The sequence below is a fragment of the Patescibacteria group bacterium genome (assembly GCA_035529375.1).
GTDB lineage: Bacteria > Patescibacteriota > Microgenomatia > PFEM01 > JAHIFH01 > DATKWU01.
This window is the reverse complement of record DATKWU010000001.1, coordinates 1-18,722: the sequence shown is the minus strand read 5'-3', so window position 1 is coordinate 18,722 and position 18,722 is coordinate 1. Positions and strand designations below refer to the sequence as shown.

At 41.4% G+C, this 18,722-nt stretch carries 27 protein-coding genes; all 27 read left to right on the top strand.

All coding sequences use genetic code 11. From position 1 onward, the window contains the following. The first annotated feature begins 19 nt into the window (after positions 1-19). The gene (locus tag VMY36_00135) at positions 20-850 is read left to right on the top strand and encodes a hypothetical protein (protein HUV42313.1); all 831 of its coding nucleotides are present in this window, start codon (positions 20-22) and stop codon (positions 848-850) included. A gap of 4 nt (positions 851-854) precedes the next feature. Beyond that, entirely contained in the window at positions 855-2,087 is a 1,233-nt protein-coding gene (locus VMY36_00130) for a right-handed parallel beta-helix repeat-containing protein (GenBank protein ID HUV42312.1), read from the top strand. 175 nt (positions 2,088-2,262) lie between these two features. After that, positions 2,263-2,736, top strand: coding sequence for a phospholipase D-like domain-containing protein (locus VMY36_00125; GenBank protein ID HUV42311.1), 474 nt, complete (start codon positions 2,263-2,265; stop codon positions 2,734-2,736). Positions 2,737-2,793: 57 nt separating this feature from the next. Beyond that, on the top strand, positions 2,794-3,474 hold the full coding sequence (locus tag VMY36_00120) for a hypothetical protein (GenBank protein HUV42310.1): 681 nt from the start codon (positions 2,794-2,796) through the stop codon (positions 3,472-3,474). Between the two features lie 8 nt (positions 3,475-3,482). Continuing rightward, on the top strand, positions 3,483-5,072 hold the full coding sequence (locus VMY36_00115; GenBank protein HUV42309.1) for a right-handed parallel beta-helix repeat-containing protein: 1,590 nt from the start codon (positions 3,483-3,485) through the stop codon (positions 5,070-5,072). After that, positions 5,073-5,480: a hypothetical protein gene (locus VMY36_00110; GenBank protein HUV42308.1), complete on the top strand. Its 408-nt coding sequence runs from the start codon at positions 5,073-5,075 to the stop codon at positions 5,478-5,480. Between the two features lie 111 nt (positions 5,481-5,591). Continuing rightward, positions 5,592-5,936 carry a hypothetical protein gene (locus VMY36_00105; protein ID HUV42307.1) on the top strand — a complete coding sequence of 115 codons (345 nt, stop codon included), beginning with the start codon at positions 5,592-5,594 and terminating at the stop codon, positions 5,934-5,936. Between the two features lie 15 nt (positions 5,937-5,951). Next, complete coding sequence (locus VMY36_00100) at positions 5,952-7,610, top strand: glycosyltransferase (protein HUV42306.1); 1,659 nt, start codon at positions 5,952-5,954, stop codon at positions 7,608-7,610. Then, entirely contained in the window at positions 7,595-8,185 is a 591-nt protein-coding gene (locus VMY36_00095) for a class I SAM-dependent methyltransferase (GenBank protein ID HUV42305.1), read from the top strand. Before VMY36_00100 ends, VMY36_00095 begins: the two co-directional genes overlap by 16 nt. Next, a complete protein-coding gene (locus tag VMY36_00090) occupies positions 8,182-8,355 on the top strand; it encodes a hypothetical protein (protein ID HUV42304.1) in 174 nt (57 codons plus the stop codon). Before VMY36_00095 ends, VMY36_00090 begins: the two co-directional genes overlap by 4 nt. Next, complete coding sequence (locus tag VMY36_00085) at positions 8,336-9,337, top strand: hypothetical protein (GenBank protein ID HUV42303.1); 1,002 nt, start codon at positions 8,336-8,338, stop codon at positions 9,335-9,337. Before VMY36_00090 ends, VMY36_00085 begins: the two co-directional genes overlap by 20 nt. Next, a complete protein-coding gene (locus tag VMY36_00080) occupies positions 9,330-9,950 on the top strand; it encodes a hypothetical protein (GenBank protein HUV42302.1) in 621 nt (206 codons plus the stop codon). Before VMY36_00085 ends, VMY36_00080 begins: the two co-directional genes overlap by 8 nt. Before the next feature lie 13 nt (positions 9,951-9,963). Then, complete coding sequence (locus VMY36_00075) at positions 9,964-10,221, top strand: hypothetical protein (GenBank protein HUV42301.1); 258 nt, start codon at positions 9,964-9,966, stop codon at positions 10,219-10,221. 20 nt (positions 10,222-10,241) lie between these two features. After that, complete coding sequence (locus VMY36_00070) at positions 10,242-10,964, top strand: hypothetical protein (protein HUV42300.1); 723 nt, start codon at positions 10,242-10,244, stop codon at positions 10,962-10,964. Between the two features lie 118 nt (positions 10,965-11,082). Then, positions 11,083-11,625: a class I SAM-dependent methyltransferase gene (locus VMY36_00065; GenBank protein HUV42299.1), complete on the top strand. Its 543-nt coding sequence runs from the start codon at positions 11,083-11,085 to the stop codon at positions 11,623-11,625. Continuing rightward, complete coding sequence (locus VMY36_00060) at positions 11,606-12,586, top strand: class I SAM-dependent methyltransferase (protein ID HUV42298.1); 981 nt, start codon at positions 11,606-11,608, stop codon at positions 12,584-12,586. Before VMY36_00065 ends, VMY36_00060 begins: the two co-directional genes overlap by 20 nt. Continuing rightward, positions 12,570-13,265 carry a hypothetical protein gene (locus tag VMY36_00055; protein HUV42297.1) on the top strand — a complete coding sequence of 232 codons (696 nt, stop codon included), beginning with the start codon at positions 12,570-12,572 and terminating at the stop codon, positions 13,263-13,265. Before VMY36_00060 ends, VMY36_00055 begins: the two co-directional genes overlap by 17 nt. Before the next feature lie 96 nt (positions 13,266-13,361). Then, positions 13,362-14,366, top strand: coding sequence for a hypothetical protein (locus tag VMY36_00050; protein ID HUV42296.1), 1,005 nt, complete (start codon positions 13,362-13,364; stop codon positions 14,364-14,366). A gap of 707 nt (positions 14,367-15,073) precedes the next feature. After that, positions 15,074-15,367: a hypothetical protein gene (locus VMY36_00045; protein HUV42295.1), complete on the top strand. Its 294-nt coding sequence runs from the start codon at positions 15,074-15,076 to the stop codon at positions 15,365-15,367. Between the two features lie 139 nt (positions 15,368-15,506). Then, entirely contained in the window at positions 15,507-15,704 is a 198-nt protein-coding gene (locus tag VMY36_00040) for a hypothetical protein (GenBank protein HUV42294.1), read from the top strand. Next, positions 15,694-16,023: a hypothetical protein gene (locus VMY36_00035; GenBank protein ID HUV42293.1), complete on the top strand. Its 330-nt coding sequence runs from the start codon at positions 15,694-15,696 to the stop codon at positions 16,021-16,023. Before VMY36_00040 ends, VMY36_00035 begins: the two co-directional genes overlap by 11 nt. 17 nt (positions 16,024-16,040) lie before the next feature. Then, on the top strand, positions 16,041-16,214 hold the full coding sequence (locus VMY36_00030) for a hypothetical protein (protein HUV42292.1): 174 nt from the start codon (positions 16,041-16,043) through the stop codon (positions 16,212-16,214). Continuing rightward, positions 16,211-16,822 (top strand): peptidoglycan DD-metalloendopeptidase family protein, encoded by a 612-nt coding sequence (locus VMY36_00025; protein ID HUV42291.1) that lies wholly within the window; start codon positions 16,211-16,213, stop codon positions 16,820-16,822. Before VMY36_00030 ends, VMY36_00025 begins: the two co-directional genes overlap by 4 nt. Positions 16,823-16,831: 9 nt before the next feature. After that, on the top strand, positions 16,832-17,251 hold the full coding sequence (locus tag VMY36_00020; protein ID HUV42290.1) for an NUMOD1 domain-containing DNA-binding protein: 420 nt from the start codon (positions 16,832-16,834) through the stop codon (positions 17,249-17,251). 139 nt (positions 17,252-17,390) lie between these two features. Next, positions 17,391-17,561 carry a hypothetical protein gene (locus VMY36_00015; GenBank protein ID HUV42289.1) on the top strand — a complete coding sequence of 57 codons (171 nt, stop codon included), beginning with the start codon at positions 17,391-17,393 and terminating at the stop codon, positions 17,559-17,561. An 18-nt stretch (positions 17,562-17,579) separates the two neighbouring features. Further along, positions 17,580-17,807 (top strand): hypothetical protein, encoded by a 228-nt coding sequence (locus VMY36_00010; GenBank protein HUV42288.1) that lies wholly within the window; start codon positions 17,580-17,582, stop codon positions 17,805-17,807. Further along, entirely contained in the window at positions 17,804-18,451 is a 648-nt protein-coding gene (locus tag VMY36_00005) for a hypothetical protein (protein ID HUV42287.1), read from the top strand. Before VMY36_00010 ends, VMY36_00005 begins: the two co-directional genes overlap by 4 nt. Positions 18,452-18,722 lie beyond the last annotated feature (271 nt).

Below are 18,722 nucleotides of genomic sequence, written 5' to 3'. Positions count from 1 at the left end.
TGTTAAATAAAGGGGAACGATGACGTTAATAGACCAGTATTTCAGTCCAGATTTAGAGATCCCGCCTTCTTGGCTCCCTTTGCTTGAGAAAATTATGCGGTGGTATGATAACCAAAAGTACCCTATTTTTGGGCCTTTCTTTAGTCATGGGACTAGGAGCGCCAAGGCGGAAAATAAAGAGCGGACTTATTTATACAAAATATCTGACGCTTGGAAAGAATTAGATCAGGAAACTAAAGACGCTTGGGAGACTGCCTCGGCTTTTGGGACCCTAAATCGCTATCAGTTATTCACGTCTGACTACTCTTACCGAAGAAAAATTGGCCTTTCCTTACCCGGCGCTCCTAATGCTTTTCATCAGTTATTTGGTATGCGTCTCCAAAATCCGAGCGGATCAGTAAACGTCCGTCTCCGGAGGGATGAAAAAGATTTGGTTGGTCCGGTGACGATTGCTTTTAATTATCTTAAAACAGAAAACGCGCCAACTGGTGATCTGCCTTTTAAGTTTATTGCCACTCTCTATTATTTTGCTGATGGCCAAAACAAGGAAATTACTCATGAGTGGTCTGCTCCTGCTGGCAACGTTGATTGGGTGTCGGTTTTTGAGCAATTTGGAGTAGTGGGGCTTCCTTATTTTCATCTCAGACTAATTTGGTATTTTGATGGCTACGACGCGATTGTGGACCTTGACAGATTGCTTATTTCCGATCAAAATGGAGATAAGTATAGGGAAGACTGGCAGTTTAAGGCTGGTAAAACATGGAGTTATGATGATCTTTATCGAAAAACTGGCTGGCTTTTTACTCCCGGTTTTCGGGTCCCTTATTTTGAAGTATTATACTTAGTCTAAAACTATGGCTGATCCAGTAACTTGGTACACTTTAGCGCGAACGATTGATGATCTTGAGACTATTCAAGAGAAAATTGACGCAAAACTTCTTACTCATAATCTAGATCCTTCTGCTCATGGTCAAACGGCTGAGTCTCTTTGGGAACATCGCGTTAAACCTCTCCTAGATCATATAAATTACTCGATTTACAATTTCAAGGTCAATCCGGCCGCGAGAGTCTTTAAAGCGATTGTAGCTGAAGGTGGGGAGGGTGATTTTAGAACGATCCAAGAGGCGATAGATTACGCGGATTTATTTGGGGGAGGGCAGGTCTTTATTAAAGCGGGGACTTACGATATAACTTCTGACCTTATTTTGTATTCAAACATTCAGCTTATTGGAGAAGATGATGACACGGTAATTTTAGATTTTGGAGAGAGTGACGCTCAAGTACTGATAGCTGGTAGTGTTGGGAATTATAAGAGAAATATAACTCTCGAGAAAATCAATTTTAAGGATGGTGAGAACGAGGATGGTCTTATTTGGATTACTTATGTTGATAACGTGACCATTGAGGGCTGTAAATTTACTCACTCGGCCGCAACCACGACTTTAAATAATGGCTGGATTGGAATTACCACTAATTCTTCCCGTATTTTTGTAAGAAGAAACCGCTTTTTATCGGGGACGAATTATATTTATCTTGATGCGGTCAATAAGTTGTGGATTCTTGAAAATTATTTTTACTACTCTCAGCGCAATGGTCTTGTCCATGGCGGAGGTAGTCACGTAATTATCCGAAATAATGTTTTTGAAAGCATGAGGCAGAATGTTAATTATGAAGGCGCGATTTTCTTTGAGAACAATATTACTAATCTCCATATTGAAGGCAACCAATTTATAAATTGTAAAGGCTACGTCATTAACTTTGCTGGCCTGACTAGAGCTATTATTGTTGATAATCGGATTGACGGGATCGCTCTTACTTCCTATGGTATTTATTTATCCTATTGCGTGCGTTGTACAATTTCTGGAAATAATTTTGACAATTTTGATCAAAGCGGTATTTATCTTGAAGATTCCGATAAAAATGATATTGTTGCTAATGTGATTACTAATTGCGATGGCTACGGAGTTTGGATTTCTAATGTCGGTTGCGATAAAAACGTGGTGGTCGGGAATGTTTTAACTGATAATGGTCTTGGAGGAATTAGAGACGATGGAGCTGGCACAATAAAAGATCACAACGCGACTTAAAAATGGTATCAACTAAAGAGGCGACTGAGGAGCTTTATAAATACCCTTTTTGCCGGAAGTGTAAGGCTCCCTTGAGCAAAAAGTGGATAGTGAAGCTAAAAAAGGAAAAATCGCTTCCTGTTTGCGAAGTATGTTATCCTGAAGTGAAAGCATTATTTCTTAAACTTTGGCCAATATGGCAAAAATTCAGTCTGCGATAGCTCAACAATTTCCTGAAAGGGTAATTCCTTTGATCAACGCGGCTTCGACCACGATTGATATTGTGATGTATCAATGGAAGTGGTATGGCCATGAGTCTGCCGGTGGCGTCCAAAAACTCAATTTGGCGGTGTTAGGGGCGCTTAGACGAAGGGTTAAGGTGCGGGTGTTGCTTAATACCGAAAGCATGGGTCACGCGATCACTAAGATTAACGCCAAAACCGCCTCCCATCTTCAAATGCATGGTGCCGAGATTAAATTCGGGCAGGTGGGAGTGATTACCCATGCGAAAATGCTGATTATAGATGGTAGAATCCTTGTTTTAGGCTCTCATAATTTCTCAAAAGGGGCCTTTTCTCGCAATCAAGAAGCCTCGATTATCGTTGAGAGTGTTGATGAGATTAAGCCTTATAGAGATTATTTTGATGGTTTGTGGAGACAATTTACTTAAATGGAATTATTGTCTGGTTTTAGACAGCCCTTTTATAATTTGCTATGATTGTAGAGTATGCCAAAAGTAACTGGACCTTGTTTTTCACTTTCGGCCGTCAAAACTCTTAAAAAGTTGCTGACTTTTCAGAGGAAAAAGGGGCTGAATTTAGTCACTAAATACAAAAAACCCGGGAGTAGAGAACCTTTTACTCCTTCGCCTAAACAACAAGAGCAGAGGGCTGAGATAGGGGGGCTAGTAGCTCAATGGCAGTCTTTAGGCTCGATTGCGAAGGGTGTTTGGGATAATTATGCTGGAATAATTAAGTATGTTGGCACCGGTTATCATTATTTTATTTCGAAAGGAGGTATAATGCCGTCTTTAACTGATGTCCGAATTTTTTTTGGGGACTTTATAGCCAGAGTTACTCCTGAAGGTTGGCTCGAAACTAAGAGTCATTCGTCTGATTATTGTTTTGGAGAAGATTTTGCCGCCGCGCAAGAGGATCAAGTAATAATTACTCCGACTGCTGGAAAAAAGATAAAGGTTGTTCAGGTTTATGTTTCGACTAAAGATGAAGTAACTGATGTCACTCTCAAATTCGCTGATAGTGGCAATATCTTTTTTAAGCTGTACACTGCGAAGAAACAAGCTCAAGCAGGAAACGTCATTTGTGGCGAGGGTGCGGTTGCTGAGGCGATTGAGTTGACTTGTGGAGAAGGAACTTTTGTCTCAGTTAGTTATGATGAGGTTGAATAAAAAATTCGATGGTAAAAATTCGCGGTCCAGCCTATTCAATGACTGCTCAGGGTTGGCTAGGGAGAAGTTTTTATGCTAAACATGGGATCGTTCCTATCCCTTACCCGGTTGGGTTGTTGCCGAAGCACTTAACTCACTCTGTTTATTATTCAATTAAAGGGTGGTGTTATCAGCGAAGGCGAACGTGGCACGGAGTCATTTGGTCAGCTATGAGGCCGCCGATTTCGGTTCAACCGAATACGGCGATTCAGTACGCCTACAAGCAAGTATTCGCTGAGGGTGTCCATACGTGGCAGGGGATGGACCAAGCGACCAAGGATGTGTATAATAAGTGGAGATATCCTGTTAAAGCCTCTGGCTATAATAGATTTCTCAGGTGGTACTTAAAGGAGAATTTAGCTTTTGAAATGGAAGATAAATATATTGCGACTAAAATAGTGGCCGCCGATGGATCCGGGGACTATACCGATATTCAGTCGGCTCTTGACGCCTTGCCAGCCGGCGGAGGATTGGTTTTTGTTAAGGAAGGCACCTATACCCTTACTTCAACGATTACGATTGCTAAATCGAACGTCACGCTTGCTGGTCAAGGAGACGCGACGATTATCAAAATAGGTGATGGGGCGGATATTAACGCGATCACTCTTGGAGACGGGGTTGATCCTTATTCAAACATTGTTATTAGGGACCTAAAAATTGACGGGAATGAAGATAATCAAGCCTCAAACGGAATTGGAATTAAGATTTTAGGTCAAGTGTCAAGGGTTGTTATTGATGGGTGCCATGTAGTCGAGACAAGAGACTTTTCTGTTGACTCTGATCAGGATTCAAGCTATTTAACGATTATTAACTGTCTCTTTGACTCAGACGCCGGTGGAGTGAACGTCAATTATTGCCACAACTTTGTTTTTGCTTTTAACGTGATTGCGACGGCTTCGCATATTGGTGTTTGGCTCTATAATTCAAACAATTTTTTGCTTCTTGGCAATTATATTAGGAACCCGGGGCCAGTTGGTTTTTCTTCTGCCAACATTTTTTGTTCAGGTTGCTCTCGAGGTCAGATTATTGGTAACGTAGTCCTTGAACATTATTATAATGATATTTGGCTAAATGGGTGTAGTAGAGTGGTTATTTCAGACAACGAGATTGGTGGAGACAACGAGATTGGGATTAACATCTATGAATCAACTGATTGTCGGGTAATTGGGAATTATGGGACGACGTTGAATCAGGGTATTTCTGTAATGAGTTCGTCTAGATGTATAATTATTGGCAACGAATTTGAAGCTAGTCAATGGGGGGCAATTAATATTTGGGGCAGTACTGATTGTATTGTCAAAGGAAATTTCTTGAAGGATAATAGTGTGGCTACGGATAATACTTATGATGGTGTTAGGCTGGATGGGACTTGTTTAAGGTGTGTTATTTCTGGAAATGTCATCTATGAGGTGGCGGCGAATAAGGCTAAATATGGGATTAATGAAAATAATGCCGCCTGCAATTATAATTTGATTCAGGGAAATATAATTAGGGGCTGGCAGACAGCCTCGGTTCGAGTTCAAGGCGCTAATAGCCTTGTGGACACTAATATAATTTAAATGTCAGGAGCAGAACCATCAAAACCAGTTTTACACGCACCTACTCATAATGTTGGGGGTAGTGACGTGCTTACTTTTCCGGCCAAACTGACTTATACCGAGTTATATGCTAGTTTTCAGGCGGTAGGAGATGGTGGTTGGGAAGAAAAAGACTTGGCTGCTTTTGGAATTCCGGCTAGTGCGGTTTGCGAGATTGTGATGAAAAATACAGATACTAATGCTGAGTTAAATGCTGGCGTTAGGAACACTAGCTCGGCTTTGGCTCGTCTTTTTCAGCTTCAGGAAGCAGAGGCAGGGGGTGGTGATTTTGTTTCGGTTCATGTTAAAGCTGACGCGAATAAAAAGATTGATATTTATGCTGAGGTTGCGGCTGATATTTATTTTTATTTGGTCGGGTATTGGAGCTAAATTACTGATTGACAATGATTTGACTTATAGTTTATACTCATGATGAACGGTGGACCCCCGTAACCCACCGATCAATTTATTTACTATTCGGGGAGAAAGGACAGCTAAAGCATGACCCGTGTTACTGGTCCCTGTTTCGCGCTTGACGCGAGGAAAACTTTAGGTGGGACTCTCACCTATTCGTTTTGGCGTGGTATTAACTACGTCCGGGCTAGAATTGTGCCTCACAATCCTAAGTCCGACAAGCAGACAGCGGTTAGAGGGGTTTTAACCGATGGAGTTTCCAAGTGGCGGTTTGGGATGATCACTGGAAGCGACAAGAACTGGTGGAACACCTACGCCAAGGGTTTAGGTGAGTCCGGATTCAACCGCTATATGCGAAAGTATATAGAGGATAACTATGATTCGGACGCTGGCGAAGCAGTCGCCGCCCAGGTTCTTCCTTCTCCTCAATAAGGTTAGCCGACTTTTATGGAAGCTCTGTCTAAAACTCATCTGAGAGTAAATAATAAGCATTGGCTGATTAAGCACCCGGCAATTCAGAAGGCAGGGAAGGATTTTGCGTCCTCTTTAGCTAAGGAAGCCGAGAATTTGCCGGAAGATTTTTTATTGGCTCCGGTTATCTTTTCTCCTGATAAACAGATTTTCTTTCATGGTGGTGATTTCCTTCCTTTCACTCATTTGCCTATGCCTTGGGCGGGTAACGAGCTTTGGATTGGACAATATCCTGAAACCCGTGAGGTGGGTTTTATTCCTCTTTTTGCCTTTCTTATACCTGATCATCTTTATAAGAAATTGAAGCCACCACCTTCTTTTGGAGATAATATTGTTGAACACGGCGAATTTGTCATGCGGGCCAAAGAGCTAGGGGTGAAGTGCTTTGTTACTCCTAAAGTCCATTGTCTTTATCCTTATGCCTATAATCCTGAGATGGGTAAAGAGAAGTTTAAGAAGGTGGTTACTAAAGGCTTGGAGGAGTTTGATAAGAAGTGGAAGGATAAAATTGAGCGAAAACAACGATTTCCGGTTGTGGTTCAGACAATTATTAGCCAGGCTGGCGGGTATAATATTCATGCCTATAATTTTTGTAAAGAACTCTTTGAGGCGGGAATTCAAGTTTATTATCACTTTATTGGCGGGACTAATGAAGATGAGGGTGAGTCGGGTTGTGCTTTTATAGATGATTTTAAGACCCGCTACGGGTCCATGAGGCTTCCTCAGATAACTCTTTGCCATGGGACTAATAACTTCAAAAATTCTGGTGATTACAAGATCGCTTTCTCTACCACCGAGGTTGATGGTATTCCCCATGAGTGGGTAGAGTGTTTTAATGAGATGGACGAAGTTTGGGTTACTTCGGAGTTTGTTAAAAAATCTTTTGTTTCCTCCGGTGTCAAAAAACCGGTCTATGTGATTTATGAAGGCGTGGATCCTAATTATTTCCATCCCGGGATCTCTCCCTTTGCTAATCCTCCGAAAGAGTCTTTCAAATTTATGTCTAATTTTGCTTGGGGGAGAAGGAAGGGAGTGGATGTTCTTTTTGAGGCTTTTCGCAAGGAATTTTCAGAAGATGAGGACGTTTCCTTTATCTTAAAAGCCTTGCCTTCTTATTTTGGTCACAAGATTAAAGACGAGTTGGATCTGGTTTATAATCGCAAGGGCGCGGCCAAGGTTTATCTTTATGATATTGAGCTTCAAAAATACGAATTGGGTCGTATTTACCGGATGGCAGACTGTTTTGTTTGGCCAACCAGAGGTGAAGGCTTTGGTTTGCCTCCGATCGAGGCTTTGGCTTGCGGATTGCCGGTTATTGCTTCCGATCATTCGTCTCACATGGAATTTCTGAAAAAAGATGGTAAACCATTACCCGGGGTTCTTCCTTTGGAGGGCAAGCTCGCAAAATATGATAAAGGCGACTCTATTTACTACCCGGGGTTTAACTGGTTTAACCCGTCAGTCTCTCACTTGCGCAAGCTAATGAGGTATGCTTTTGAAAACAAAGATAAGCTGAAAAAAGAAGCCTTAATTTCATCTGAGTATATTCGTAAGAACTGGAATTGGGGCATTTCCACTCAGACTGTCGTTGAACGTCTTGAAGAAATTTATAAAAAGAGATGGAAAACTTCCTAGATTTTAATAAGGACTGGTTTTTTAAGAAGTATCACAAAAAGGCCATTAAGCGTTATTGGACCTGGAAGGCCGCGTTAAATCTTTTTCTTCAACGCGGAGGAAAAAACATAGTCGAAACCGGGACGATCCGCCAAAAAAATGATTGGGGTGGTGGTATGTCCACCTTGATCCTCGGAGATTTTTGTAAAAAGTATAATAAACACCTTTGGACTGTGGACATAGAACCGGAGGCGATTGAGGTTGCTAAGCAAGTGACGAAACGATTTGCTGGGGATATTAATTATTTTGTTAGCGACTCAATCGAATTTTTAACAAAGTTTAATTTCCCGATTGATCTTCTTTATTTAGACTCTTTTGATTGCCCGTTAGAGTTAGATAAAGACCCCTTACCTGCTCAGTCTCATCAACTAAAAGAATTAAAGGCCGCGTGGCCCAAGCTATCAAAAAAGGCAGTCGTTCTCTTAGATGATAGCGGACACCCTAATGGTGGGAAAACCCGTTTTTCAAAAGAGTTTTTAAGGAAAAAGGGATTGGAGATGGTTTTGGAGTACCGGCAGTCTCTTTGGATAAAATGAGGGAAAGAGAAAAAGAGGATAAACTGACTGCCTGGCTTCAAGAACGGGGTTTATCTCGAGAAGATTTGGCAGAAGTTGGGGGCTGTTTAGACGAAGCTGAACGATTAGCAAGAATGGGGTTTATCGGTTGGCAGGAGAAGCGAGGAAAAAATGAAACTTTTGTATCTTAGTTGTCATTCGGTCCTAGAGTATGATGAAGTGAAGCTTTTTACTGAGCTTGGAATTGATGTTTTTTCTCACGGAGCTTATACTAATCCCTTGAAGCCGGGCGATCCAAAACGCCCGTCAATCGAGGCTAAATTTCATCAAGACCTTTATAATCTTTCGATTACCCACTCAAAAGATGATCTTCATAAGGATATGATTGAGTGGGCTGACGTTATTATTTGTATGCACATTGTTGATTGGCTCACGAAAAATTGGGGGAAGCTGAGGCATAAACGGGTGATTTATCGCTCAATCGGCCAGTCAACTTTAAACGTTGAAGAAATGTTAAAACCCCTTCGGCGAGATGGGTTAGAGGTAGTCCGTTATTCTCCCCGAGAAAAAACTATTCCTGGTTTTGTTGGCGAAGACGCCATGATTCGTTTTTACAAGGATCCTGATGAATTTAAGGACTGGACGGGTCAAGAAAAGAGGGTTTTAACCATTGGTCAATCAATGAAAAGTCGAAAAGACTTCTGCGGATATGAAGTCTTTGAAAAAGTAACACGGGGAGTCCCCCGGTTGCTAGTAGGACCGGGAAATGAGGGGACAAAGGACATATCAACCGCCTTATTCGATTATAGTGCCTTAAAACGCGTCTTACAGAACTTTCGTGCCTATTTTTACACTGGTACTTTTCCAGCTTCTTATACATTAAATTTTATTGAGGCTTTGATGACTGGTATTCCGATCGTGGCTCTCGGACCTGAATTAGGCAGTTCGCCTTTTGAGCGCGGTCAAGACACTTACGAAATTCCGGATATTATTAAAAATGGTGAAAATGGCTTTTTTTCTGATGACTTGGAAGAATTGCGAAAATATATTGATGTTTTATTTAATGATTATGCCCTTGCTCAAAAAATTGGTGAGGCCGGTCGCCGGACGGCGATCAAATTTTTCGCTAAAGAGAAGATTAAAAAGGAGTGGAAGGAGTTTTTAGATGTCTGATAGGAAGATTTTTGGCAACGAGCGTGATCCAGAATTGCTTGAATTAGAGCGATTTTTAAAGAATTGTCGAGTTACTAGAGATTCGATTTTAGATATAGGGCCGTGGAGTGAGGGGTCAACTAAAATATGTTCTGATTATACCCATTATCTTGATACGATTGATCTTGTTCAGAGAGAAGCGCTTGGAAAAATGGTCAAAAATCAGTATGTAGAGGATTTTCTGTTTTTTGACCTTCCTCAGTATGATTTTGTGGTCTGCGTTTCGACTCTTGAGCATATTGGAGTTACTCCGATTGCGATGAGGGACTGTCGGGAAATGGAGCTTCTTGCGGTTAAGAAAATGATAGGACTGGCAGAAAAAGGTGTCTTTTTGAGTTTTCCTTACGGGGAAGCAATTTTGATTAAGGCGAAGTATAATAATATTGACCGGACAATGGTAAAAGAGATGGAAAAGATGGCGAGAGGCTTTAAGTTTGAGAAGAAATTTTTATCAACGGCTACCTTGTCGGATCCGGATAGTTGGCAAGAAGTGTCTCAGGATGAAGCGGATAAGGCGACTAATGAGCTTTCAGGAGGAATTAAGACAATCTGTATTATTAGTATGTTAAAATAAACTAAGGAAGGGGGTGAAGAATTTGGCTAGTTTGAAATTTAAGTTGATTAGGGCTGATGGACCTCATGTGTCATACTTTGATTTTGACACTTTGGAAGCGTTGGTGGAGAAGGTAGCTGAGTTAGAAGCTACGGCGCCAGTACCGGCAGAGCCAGTACCGGCAGAGCCAGCTCCAACCGCGCCAGTACCAGAGCCGGCGGGAGAGGATGGGGAAAAAAAAGAGGAGCTTGAGTCAGAGGTTAAGCCTCCGACTGAGGAGCCAACTGAGTAAATTGTTGAGGAGTTAAAATTATGAAGCCTGATATTATAGTAACTTGGCCTAGTGGGCTAGATTACCCGCTTTGGCGATGGTTTATTAAGCAGTATCGGAAGCTGTTTAATGAGGTTATTGTCGTCTTTTACCCTCATGGTAGTCTTGATTTCTCTCTTTTCCTAAAAGAGAATTTTTTGGAGACCACTTTCTTAATTTCTGACACCCATACTGAACATTGGCGTGAGGACGCGGTTAACACAGCTCTTAATCAAGCTAAAAGTGATTGGATTTGGTTCACCGAGCAAGACTTTATTGTAAAAGATCAGTATTTCTTTGACCGAGTTTTTGAGGCGATGAAGAAGTTTGATGTTATCGGGACCCGCCAGGGTATTCGACTTCATCCTTGCTGTATTTTTGCTAAAAAGGAGCTGGTTCTTAAAACTAACCGCGATTTTGGAACGGGTGAAAAAGATTGGGACCACTTCTCAAAAGTCACTAAACAACTCGAGGAAACGGCTAAAATTGGCTTTCTTGAGGACTTGGGACTAAAGGAAGGTCGTGACTGGTATCACATGACCAGTTTGACTTGGAATTATTTTAGAGCGATGGACAACGAGATTAAGGACTTCCACGAACCAGCTAACTTTTTAGTCTGGAATTTTTATAACCGGATGGCAAAGGTTCCCCAGGATCCAAAGTTTATGGCGCTTTCTTACCGAGTTGAGCAACTGTTATCATCTTTTGGGAAATTTTTAGAGTAGTGAGAAATTATAGGCTAGTGAGACGTCTTGTCGGCCGGGACCCGAAATGAGGCTAAACCCGAAAAAGTCGAAAAAACTATAAGATTAAAATAAAATGTTAAACCGCGACTATATAGTTATGCTCTCAAAAAGAGAAACTGATATTAACGAGCATTTGCTTACCCTCTACAATCTTGTTCTTGAATTAAAAGCTAAGGTTGTGGTTGAGCTTGGAGCGGGGCAGTCTACCTTTGCCCTTTGCGCGGGAGTTAATGCCACCGAGGGCCACCTTTTTAGTATTGATAAGGTTGCTGATGCTCATCTTCGGCTTTTCCCGGGAGGAGAAGGTATTTTAGAACCAGAGCCTAGACGTCACTTTATCCAAGGCGATGATGTGGCGATCGCGATGATGTGGAATGAGGGAATTGATTTCCTTTTTATTGATACCTCCCATGAGCGAGAACATACTAAAAAAGAGCTTGAGGAGTGGGGAAAGTGGGTAAAAGTAGGGGGCAAAATTGCTTTACACGATACCTTTCACAAGGTCGGTCATGCGGTAGGTTGTCGGGTTGGCGTAGATGAATTTATAGGAGAAAACCTGGGAATGTATAGCGTGGTCCACCATGAGTTTAAGGGGGGTCTAAGTATTTTGACTAAGTTAAATGCTAAAAAAACTGATTAAAAAATTACCAGAGCTTTATCAAGATATTGAGATTGATGGCAAGCTAGTGGCTAAAGGTAAAAGAGATTGTAAAAAGAGATGGGACTTGATGAAAAAGCATATTGGGTCCCATGACGTTGTGATAGATTTAGGCTCCGCGGAGGGTTATTTTGCTCATAAGATAGCAAGAGAATACCCTGATAGTTTAGTGATTTCTTTCGAAAGCGATCCTGTGATGTGTGAGATCCAAAAAAGAATTTTTCAGAAGGAAGGGATTTATAACGTGGTGGTCTGTCAGCATAGGTTGAGCCACGAAGATTTAGAGAAATGGGTTGGGTATGTTGACTGTTTTGATGTTATCTTGGCCTTGTCTATTTTACATCATTACCCGGCAGAGGACGTAGAGGGCGTTTTTGACTGCCTTCAGAAGCTATCCCCTATGATAATTGGCGAAGCGCCGGCAGAAGGCGAATTAGAGGCTTGTGGTGGTGAAGCAAAAGAGGTTGTCAATAAAATAACAAAGCAAAAGGTCGAGATTTTAGGGGAAGTGCCATCGCATTTGGGGGACTACAAACGCGGGGTTTGGATTAAAAGGCTTTGGCCGTCTATTGGTCAAAAGATTGTGAGAGAAGAAGCTGACGCCTATTTTGGCGTCTCTCATGGAGGCAGACATAAATTTGAGCTTATTTGGGATGGGGATTGGTTCTTAAATGGCGAACGTATTGTTGCCGGAGTCAATGTTTGGAATTTACTCAGTTTTAACATTATTTGGCCAGATAAAAAGTGGTGGAAGGCGCAGGTCAGCGGTGCTTATGAGTGTCTTGAATTTAAGTCAGATGTTAGGCTTTGGAATTTGCTCATGACTTCTACCGGTTTAAAGGCTTTTGACTATATGACTGAATTTCCAGACGGAGATCAAGCAGAGTATAAAAAAGGTGATTTGGAAAAGTTAGAGGAAAAACTAGATGAAAGTCTCCCCTGAACCAATTATTTCGATTATAATTCCGGTTGGGCCGGAGCGTGATTTTATTGTCCGAGGCTCATTACAGTCGCTAGTTGATAAAACAAGAGATAAAAGCCGGCTTGAAGTTTTAGTGAAAGTGGATTATGGGGATGATGAAACGATGGAAGCAATTAAGATTTATAAGGCTCTTTTACCTCTCAGAATTATCAGAATGGACGGCTCAAAGCGTGGATCTGAGCTGGCTAAATACGCGGATGTTCTTGCTGAATTTTCAAAGGGTAAACTAATTTGGTACTGGACTGATGAAGCTAGGATTTTGACTGATGGTTGGGAAAAAACGGTCTATGCTAAAGGAGTGATGGCAGATCAATTTGTGGTCTTTTTTGTTAATCCGAGCAAAATGATAGGCGATATTTACCCGATGATCACTCGAAGGTGGTATAAGACGATTGGCCATTTTGCCGCCCACATGGCCCACGATAGTTGTTGCCACGTAATAGCGGAGCGACTTAAAGGAATTGTTCAATATGTCAAAATGGATAATATTTTGATGAAAAATTCAACCTTTATGAAGGAAAACCCTGAGTATAGGCATTGGAAGCCAGAGAAGGATTTTTATGGTGATGAGATTCAAGCTGAGATAACAAAAGACGTTGAGAAAATAAGAAAGGCTCACTTGGAAGGGGAAGGATTATAGGATATGTTTTTAGACTTTGAACTCGGGTAAATTTTAAGGCTAAAAAAGATCGATCTTGTGCCTAAATTTCTCGATCGGGGAAAAACTATAAGATAAATGAAAGTCTTTGCTGACTACCATCACGGGGGTTTGTATCATGCTCTCCATATCCTCTTTGTCGAGAGGTTTGGCTGGGAATTGTTCCGGCCGATTGGTCTTGAGTGGGCTGAAAAAGGGATTTGGAGATATTCGGATAACCCACCGACTCATAGGCAGTATTTGGACCCGGTGAATTGCGAATTAAGACCGGACGGGTATTATTATTGGAGGGATAAGTCCGAGGAAATAGATCATAAATGTTTGACCTTTGAGCAGTTTCAAAAGACGGATATAGACATAATTTTAACAACGGTTTATCAACATAGATCTACTTTCTATGTTCTCCAAAAGGATCATAAACCGAAGGCAAAATTTGTAGTTTTAGAGGGCAATTCAGGAACTCCGGTTGATTGGTCCATTATTCCGAATTTTATTGATACGACCGGATTATATCCAGCTCCGGCCGAAGTCAAAAGAGTGGTTTGGCCCCAAGAGTTTCCGGACCATCTTTTCTATCCTCAGCCTCCTTCGAAAATTAAGAGGATCCGGCAATATCTGAATTGTTTTAACGAAACGCTTTATTATCCGATTTGGCACCAATACAAGGTTCTCATGCCCGATTTTGACTGGAAAATGCATGGATTAAATGGAGATGATGGTTTTATTACTCCAGTTTCGGCTTTGGCTGAGTCTATGAGATCAACTCAGTTTATTTGGCATATTAAACAGCACGGGGAGGGCTTCGGCCATATTATTCATAATGCCTTTGCGGTGGGTCGGCCGGTGATTACGGTCAAGAGTTTCTATGAAGGGAAGCTGGCTTATCCGTTGCTTGAGGACGGGGTTACTTGTCTTGATTTGGATGGAAGGTCGGTCGAGGAGAACGTGGCTCGAATTAGGGAATTCTCGGAACCGGAGAGATTAAAGGAAATGAGTGAAAATTGTCGGAAGAAATATCTTGAGATGGTTAATTTTGACCGAGAGGCAGAACGGGTAAAAGAGTTTATGAAGGACCTAAATTGAGAATTGCGACTAAAAAAAAGCCCGATCCTTTCGGACCGGGCCTTTTAAGCCTATCATCTAGATAAGGACTTGCTGGCGTTTAGAATCGCCAACCTCAAATTCCTTGAGGTAGTAAGTCAAAGCCTTTGTCACGATGTAAGACATGGGCTTTTCGAGACTATGGGATAGCCGAATTATTTTAATGGCCATCTCTTTGCGCAAGACAATATGAGCGCGAATATCGCCTTTCATGGTGAAATCCATGCCGGCGATGAAAGACGTCTGAAGTCTAGGCATGATAGTTCCTTTCTGCTGAGAGTGTAAATACTAGGGCTTGAGCTTTCTCAGCGAAGCTCTCACCATCTCTGAAGCTGGACACACGGAGTCAAGATAAATGTAATCATTTCTCGCTGAAGCGAAGCGGAAGGTCTTGATCGTGTGATACAATGAGGAGACAGAGAGCAAGAGAAGAAACCTTATTTTTGTTTCTTTTTGGTAAAAAGAAACTCGCGAGCCGATAAAATTGAGGCTAAATTGCCTATTGACAAGAAATACCGAGTTGTGAGACAATAGGACGTAATGAAGGATAAAAACACTATAAAGTCGTTCTTTATAATCCTCTTTATCCTTGCTATTTTCTTCTGGATTATTAATAAAAGGCTTTCTAATATTGAAAAAATGAGGTGCGACGTTTGGCGCTGGGAAGTCTGCGCTGAGTTGATGGGAAAATGAGTTTAGCATTATACAAAGTGGGTTATCGGGCTGAACAAAAAGCTAAGAAAACGCTCGAGGGGTGGGGTTATTTAGCGATCAGATCCGCCAAGTCCGGTGGCCCTTTTGATTTAATGGCCGTTGACGCCACTAGATTTGTTTTGGTCCAAGTTAAAGTTTGTCCTCATGGTAAAATCCCCACGTATAACAAAGTAAAAAAAGATCTAGCTGAAATTCCAGTCCCGGCCAACTGTAAAAAGGAGCTTTGGGTTTGGGAAAGAAGGAGTGGTTTTCACTACTTTGAAGTATAAAGTTAGGGGGTGAGATTAAAACATGGCAGAAGATGAAAAGAAACCTGAAGATGAAGAAGCAGAAGAAGAACCAAAGGGTGAGTGAATTTTCTGAGATCCCCGTGTAGGGCAGGCGCGGGGATGACAGAGGATTTATTACATGAAATACGAGGTTGACATTAGAGAGATTATAGATACTAAAGATGGGCTGTTTAATGAATTTGGGGTTTTTCTAAAAGGAACTCCCTTCCTGGTGGCAAGATCATTTCCGACTAAAATCAATGCTAAAACATGGGTGGCAATTTATAACGCAAGATACAGTAATCAGTTGACTCTAAAGGAAGAAAATGACACTTGAAATTAAAGAGCTAGTAGATGAAATTGAAAAGAGGACTAATCTTTACTTCGAAGTAGAAGATGCGGAGGGAAACCTCGTTGCCGGAGGTTTATATACAGTTGAGGAGTTGATTAAGTCGCTTAAAAGATTGGAGGGGGATCACCAACAAGCAATTCAGGCATTAAAGAAAAAGGTCAGGCAGGAGGTAATTAAGGGAAACGTGATTGAGCTTCCAGTAAAGTTAGAGGATAAGGTTATTGAGGGAGACTTATATTTATTAGGGGAAAATCAAATAGTGACTAACTGTGTGTTTTCAAAAAAGGATGGAGGGTTGGTTTAAATGACACCAAAAATTAGATGATTATAACGATTGTTGCTTTTCGAGATGATCAAGCAAGAAGCGTAGCTTATAAGAAGTTTGACACTACCCTCATACCCTACGTTACCATTGAGGAAGCAGTAAAATTCTACAAAAAGATGATTGAAAAGAAGGACGTTAAAGTGATTAGTACAAGGATAGTTAAAAAATGACACCAAAAATTAGAAAACCATTTGCCGGTGAATTTCCGATGACCTTAAAATTTGGGGACGCGCCAGAGTGGTATCTTAAAAGAGCTGGCTATCCTCACAACGGCCTGGACTTTGCCATGCCGGAAGGAACCCCGATTTTGGCCTGCGATGATGGGAAAATAACTTACGCTGACAATATCCCTGACTCAGACGGAATAGGAATAAATATAGGTCATGATTGGGGATTGTCTCAATACTGGCACTTGAGGTTATTGAGTGCCACGTTGGGTCAGGTAGTCAAACGAGGCGAAATGATAGGTCATTCAGGGCGCACCGGTTGGGCGACTGGACCTCATCTCCATTTCGGGACCAAGCGACCAGAAGATAGCCTTCCAGAGATGAGGGGATGGGCTAATCCTATAACATACATGGCCGAGACGCCGGCAGAGCCAGAACCCCCGCTTATTATTCCTCAGACTTATTTTGTTAGACCAGGTGACAGTCTTTGGAAAATCGCCACTAGGTTTTACGAAAATGGCATTTATTGGAAAAAAATCTATGAAGCGAATAAAAAGAAAATTCAGGATCCTAATAAAATTTATCCTTTCCAGAGGTTGTTGATTCCTTGAGAAGAAAAAATGGTCAGAAGGAAAAGGATAGTAAATCAGCTAACTCTTGAGGGAAAACTTATTTCGACCTTTGGCTCAATAAAGGAAGCGGCAGAGTTGACAGGGGTTCATAGAACTGGTATTTGGAGATGTTTGTCGGGGAGAGGGAAAAGGGGAGGGAATTTTCACTGGGAATATGCTGATGAAGGAGATCAACTAGGACCGCTCTTTCCAATTAAGGATGATGATGAACGGAATTTTTTTTGCCAGGGTTGCGGGCAGAAAACAGGACCAAGGCGAAAGTTTTTAGTTTGCGGAGAATGTATACAAAAATTAATAAGAATAAAGACCGGTCAAAGGCCCTCAGAAATTGTATTTATCTTGGTAGATAAGGGGGCTTTAACAGAAATAATGAAAAAAGAGCTGAGAGCTTTTACAAGGAAAAAATGACTAAAAAAGAGTACTTGGAGATTCTGTTAGAACTGGTAAAAGAGAAGATTAAGTACGCACTTGAGAGACAAGATACCTCATATATGAAGGGTGATTTAATGTATTGGAGAGATCTTAAAAAAACGATAAAAAAGGACTTATGACAAGATTTGAAAAATTGATGGCGACTTTAATTATAACCTTCATTATTGCGGTCTTGACAAACTGCGTGGTGTTAAAAAAGCACATGAACGAGTTGAGAAGGGTCGAAAACGCGATTGAAAAGGCGTCAACCCGGCCGATAAAAATTGAGTATAAAATGATTGAGTGAGAGGGGGTGAAAACGAACATGGCATTGATTAAATTGGCAACGGAAGATAAACCGTACCTAGTTAAAGAGTCTTACGTCACAATAAGAACAAGGCTGTTAAAGGCAGACGCTTTTATTGAAGCCACTTTTGGAGACAGAAAATTGATTATAAACAAGGGAGTAATTGAACAAATTACCTCTGAAAAAGTGACTCCTAAAGAAATAAAGGAGTTGGAGAAGAAAAAAATTAAGGGGGTGAAATCATGAGTAAAAAGGAACCAGAAGAAAAAGCGATAGTGAAATATGGCCCTGACCGGCTGGCTGAAAATGCTGGTGTTGGAATTAAAGGCGTGGACCCAGCCGATATTAGGCCGCCTCAGATATTATTAACTCAAGCACTGAGCGACCCTGATGACTTCAAAGACAAGGAAGGCAAACAAGCTGAAGTCGGTCAATTCTTTCATACCGGCCAGTTTAAGATTTATGATAGTTTTGAGTGTTATTTCTTATTTGCGGCGAAATCGAAGTATATTGATAAAAGGAAGCCAAAAGAAGGCGAGAAGGACCAGTACAAAGTCCTGGGGTGCTTGGTTGATGATATTTCCTTATTTGGGATGACTTTTAAAGCCTCGTCGCTCTTTGCGCTCTCTAAGCTGTTTTCCTCGGTGATATCTGGCAAGAGGCCCATGTACTCCTTCAGGTGTAAAATTGAAACAAAAATGGTGAGTGGAGAAAAAGGGGACTACTTTGTTCCCGTCTTGAGGAGTCTCTGGCCCGAGGACGATCCAGAAAAATTGATATTCCTTGAGGACATGGCTAAGAGCTTTGACGCTAGGGGACCAGAGGCAGTTGAAGAAGAAGAAGAAGAAATTAAGAGTGAAAGCGAGAGAGAAGAACCGACTCCATTTTAGAGACTAGAGAAGATGGCGAACGCTCCAAAAGACAAAATAATCAAACTATGGTACTTAAGGCCGTACGGATTTGGTTGGGCTGACTACAAAGGAAAAAAGAGAAATTATGTTGATTATTTCTTAGAGGATTTAGCGCTGATGATTGAGGAGCAGGGTAAATTAAAATCACTTGAGAGGTATTTAAGTCGAGGCAGGATAACTGCCGGCAACCGACAATAAAAAAAGCCGGCGACCCGGGCTAATTGCTTACGCAATTCGTAGAGATAAATCT

Bases quoted from the DNA above. Each gene is read 5' to 3' on its own strand.
- VMY36_00085 (HUV42303.1), top strand. From the start codon at position 8,336: ATGAAACTTTTGTATCTTAGTTGTCATTCGGTCCTAGAGTATGATGAA.
- VMY36_00120 (HUV42310.1), top strand. From the start codon at position 2,794: ATGCCAAAAGTAACTGGACCTTGTTTTTCACTTTCGGCCGTCAAAACT.
- VMY36_00090 (HUV42304.1), top strand. From the start codon at position 8,182: ATGAGGGAAAGAGAAAAAGAGGATAAACTGACTGCCTGGCTTCAAGAA.
- VMY36_00080 (HUV42302.1), top strand. From the start codon at position 9,330: ATGTCTGATAGGAAGATTTTTGGCAACGAGCGTGATCCAGAATTGCTT.
- VMY36_00110 (HUV42308.1), top strand. From the start codon at position 5,073: ATGTCAGGAGCAGAACCATCAAAACCAGTTTTACACGCACCTACTCAT.
- VMY36_00095 (HUV42305.1), top strand. From the start codon at position 7,595: ATGGAAAACTTCCTAGATTTTAATAAGGACTGGTTTTTTAAGAAGTAT.
- VMY36_00035 (HUV42293.1), top strand. From the start codon at position 15,694: ATGACACTTGAAATTAAAGAGCTAGTAGATGAAATTGAAAAGAGGACT.
- VMY36_00010 (HUV42288.1), top strand. From the start codon at position 17,580: ATGGCATTGATTAAATTGGCAACGGAAGATAAACCGTACCTAGTTAAA.
- VMY36_00040 (HUV42294.1), top strand. From the start codon at position 15,507: ATGAAATACGAGGTTGACATTAGAGAGATTATAGATACTAAAGATGGG.
- VMY36_00055 (HUV42297.1), top strand. From the start codon at position 12,570: ATGAAAGTCTCCCCTGAACCAATTATTTCGATTATAATTCCGGTTGGG.
- VMY36_00130 (HUV42312.1), top strand. From the start codon at position 855: ATGGCTGATCCAGTAACTTGGTACACTTTAGCGCGAACGATTGATGAT.
- VMY36_00115 (HUV42309.1), top strand. From the start codon at position 3,483: ATGGTAAAAATTCGCGGTCCAGCCTATTCAATGACTGCTCAGGGTTGG.
- VMY36_00060 (HUV42298.1), top strand. From the start codon at position 11,606: ATGCTAAAAAAACTGATTAAAAAATTACCAGAGCTTTATCAAGATATT.
- VMY36_00050 (HUV42296.1), top strand. From the start codon at position 13,362: ATGAAAGTCTTTGCTGACTACCATCACGGGGGTTTGTATCATGCTCTC.
- VMY36_00125 (HUV42311.1), top strand. From the start codon at position 2,263: ATGGCAAAAATTCAGTCTGCGATAGCTCAACAATTTCCTGAAAGGGTA.
- VMY36_00015 (HUV42289.1), top strand. From the start codon at position 17,391: ATGACAAGATTTGAAAAATTGATGGCGACTTTAATTATAACCTTCATT.
- VMY36_00070 (HUV42300.1), top strand. From the start codon at position 10,242: ATGAAGCCTGATATTATAGTAACTTGGCCTAGTGGGCTAGATTACCCG.
- VMY36_00030 (HUV42292.1), top strand. From the start codon at position 16,041: ATGATTATAACGATTGTTGCTTTTCGAGATGATCAAGCAAGAAGCGTA.
- VMY36_00105 (HUV42307.1), top strand. From the start codon at position 5,592: ATGACCCGTGTTACTGGTCCCTGTTTCGCGCTTGACGCGAGGAAAACT.
- VMY36_00045 (HUV42295.1), top strand. From the start codon at position 15,074: ATGAGTTTAGCATTATACAAAGTGGGTTATCGGGCTGAACAAAAAGCT.
- VMY36_00135 (HUV42313.1), top strand. From the start codon at position 20: ATGACGTTAATAGACCAGTATTTCAGTCCAGATTTAGAGATCCCGCCT.
- VMY36_00005 (HUV42287.1), top strand. From the start codon at position 17,804: ATGAGTAAAAAGGAACCAGAAGAAAAAGCGATAGTGAAATATGGCCCT.
- VMY36_00025 (HUV42291.1), top strand. From the start codon at position 16,211: ATGACACCAAAAATTAGAAAACCATTTGCCGGTGAATTTCCGATGACC.
- VMY36_00020 (HUV42290.1), top strand. From the start codon at position 16,832: ATGGTCAGAAGGAAAAGGATAGTAAATCAGCTAACTCTTGAGGGAAAA.
- VMY36_00100 (HUV42306.1), top strand. From the start codon at position 5,952: ATGGAAGCTCTGTCTAAAACTCATCTGAGAGTAAATAATAAGCATTGG.
- VMY36_00065 (HUV42299.1), top strand. From the start codon at position 11,083: ATGCTCTCAAAAAGAGAAACTGATATTAACGAGCATTTGCTTACCCTC.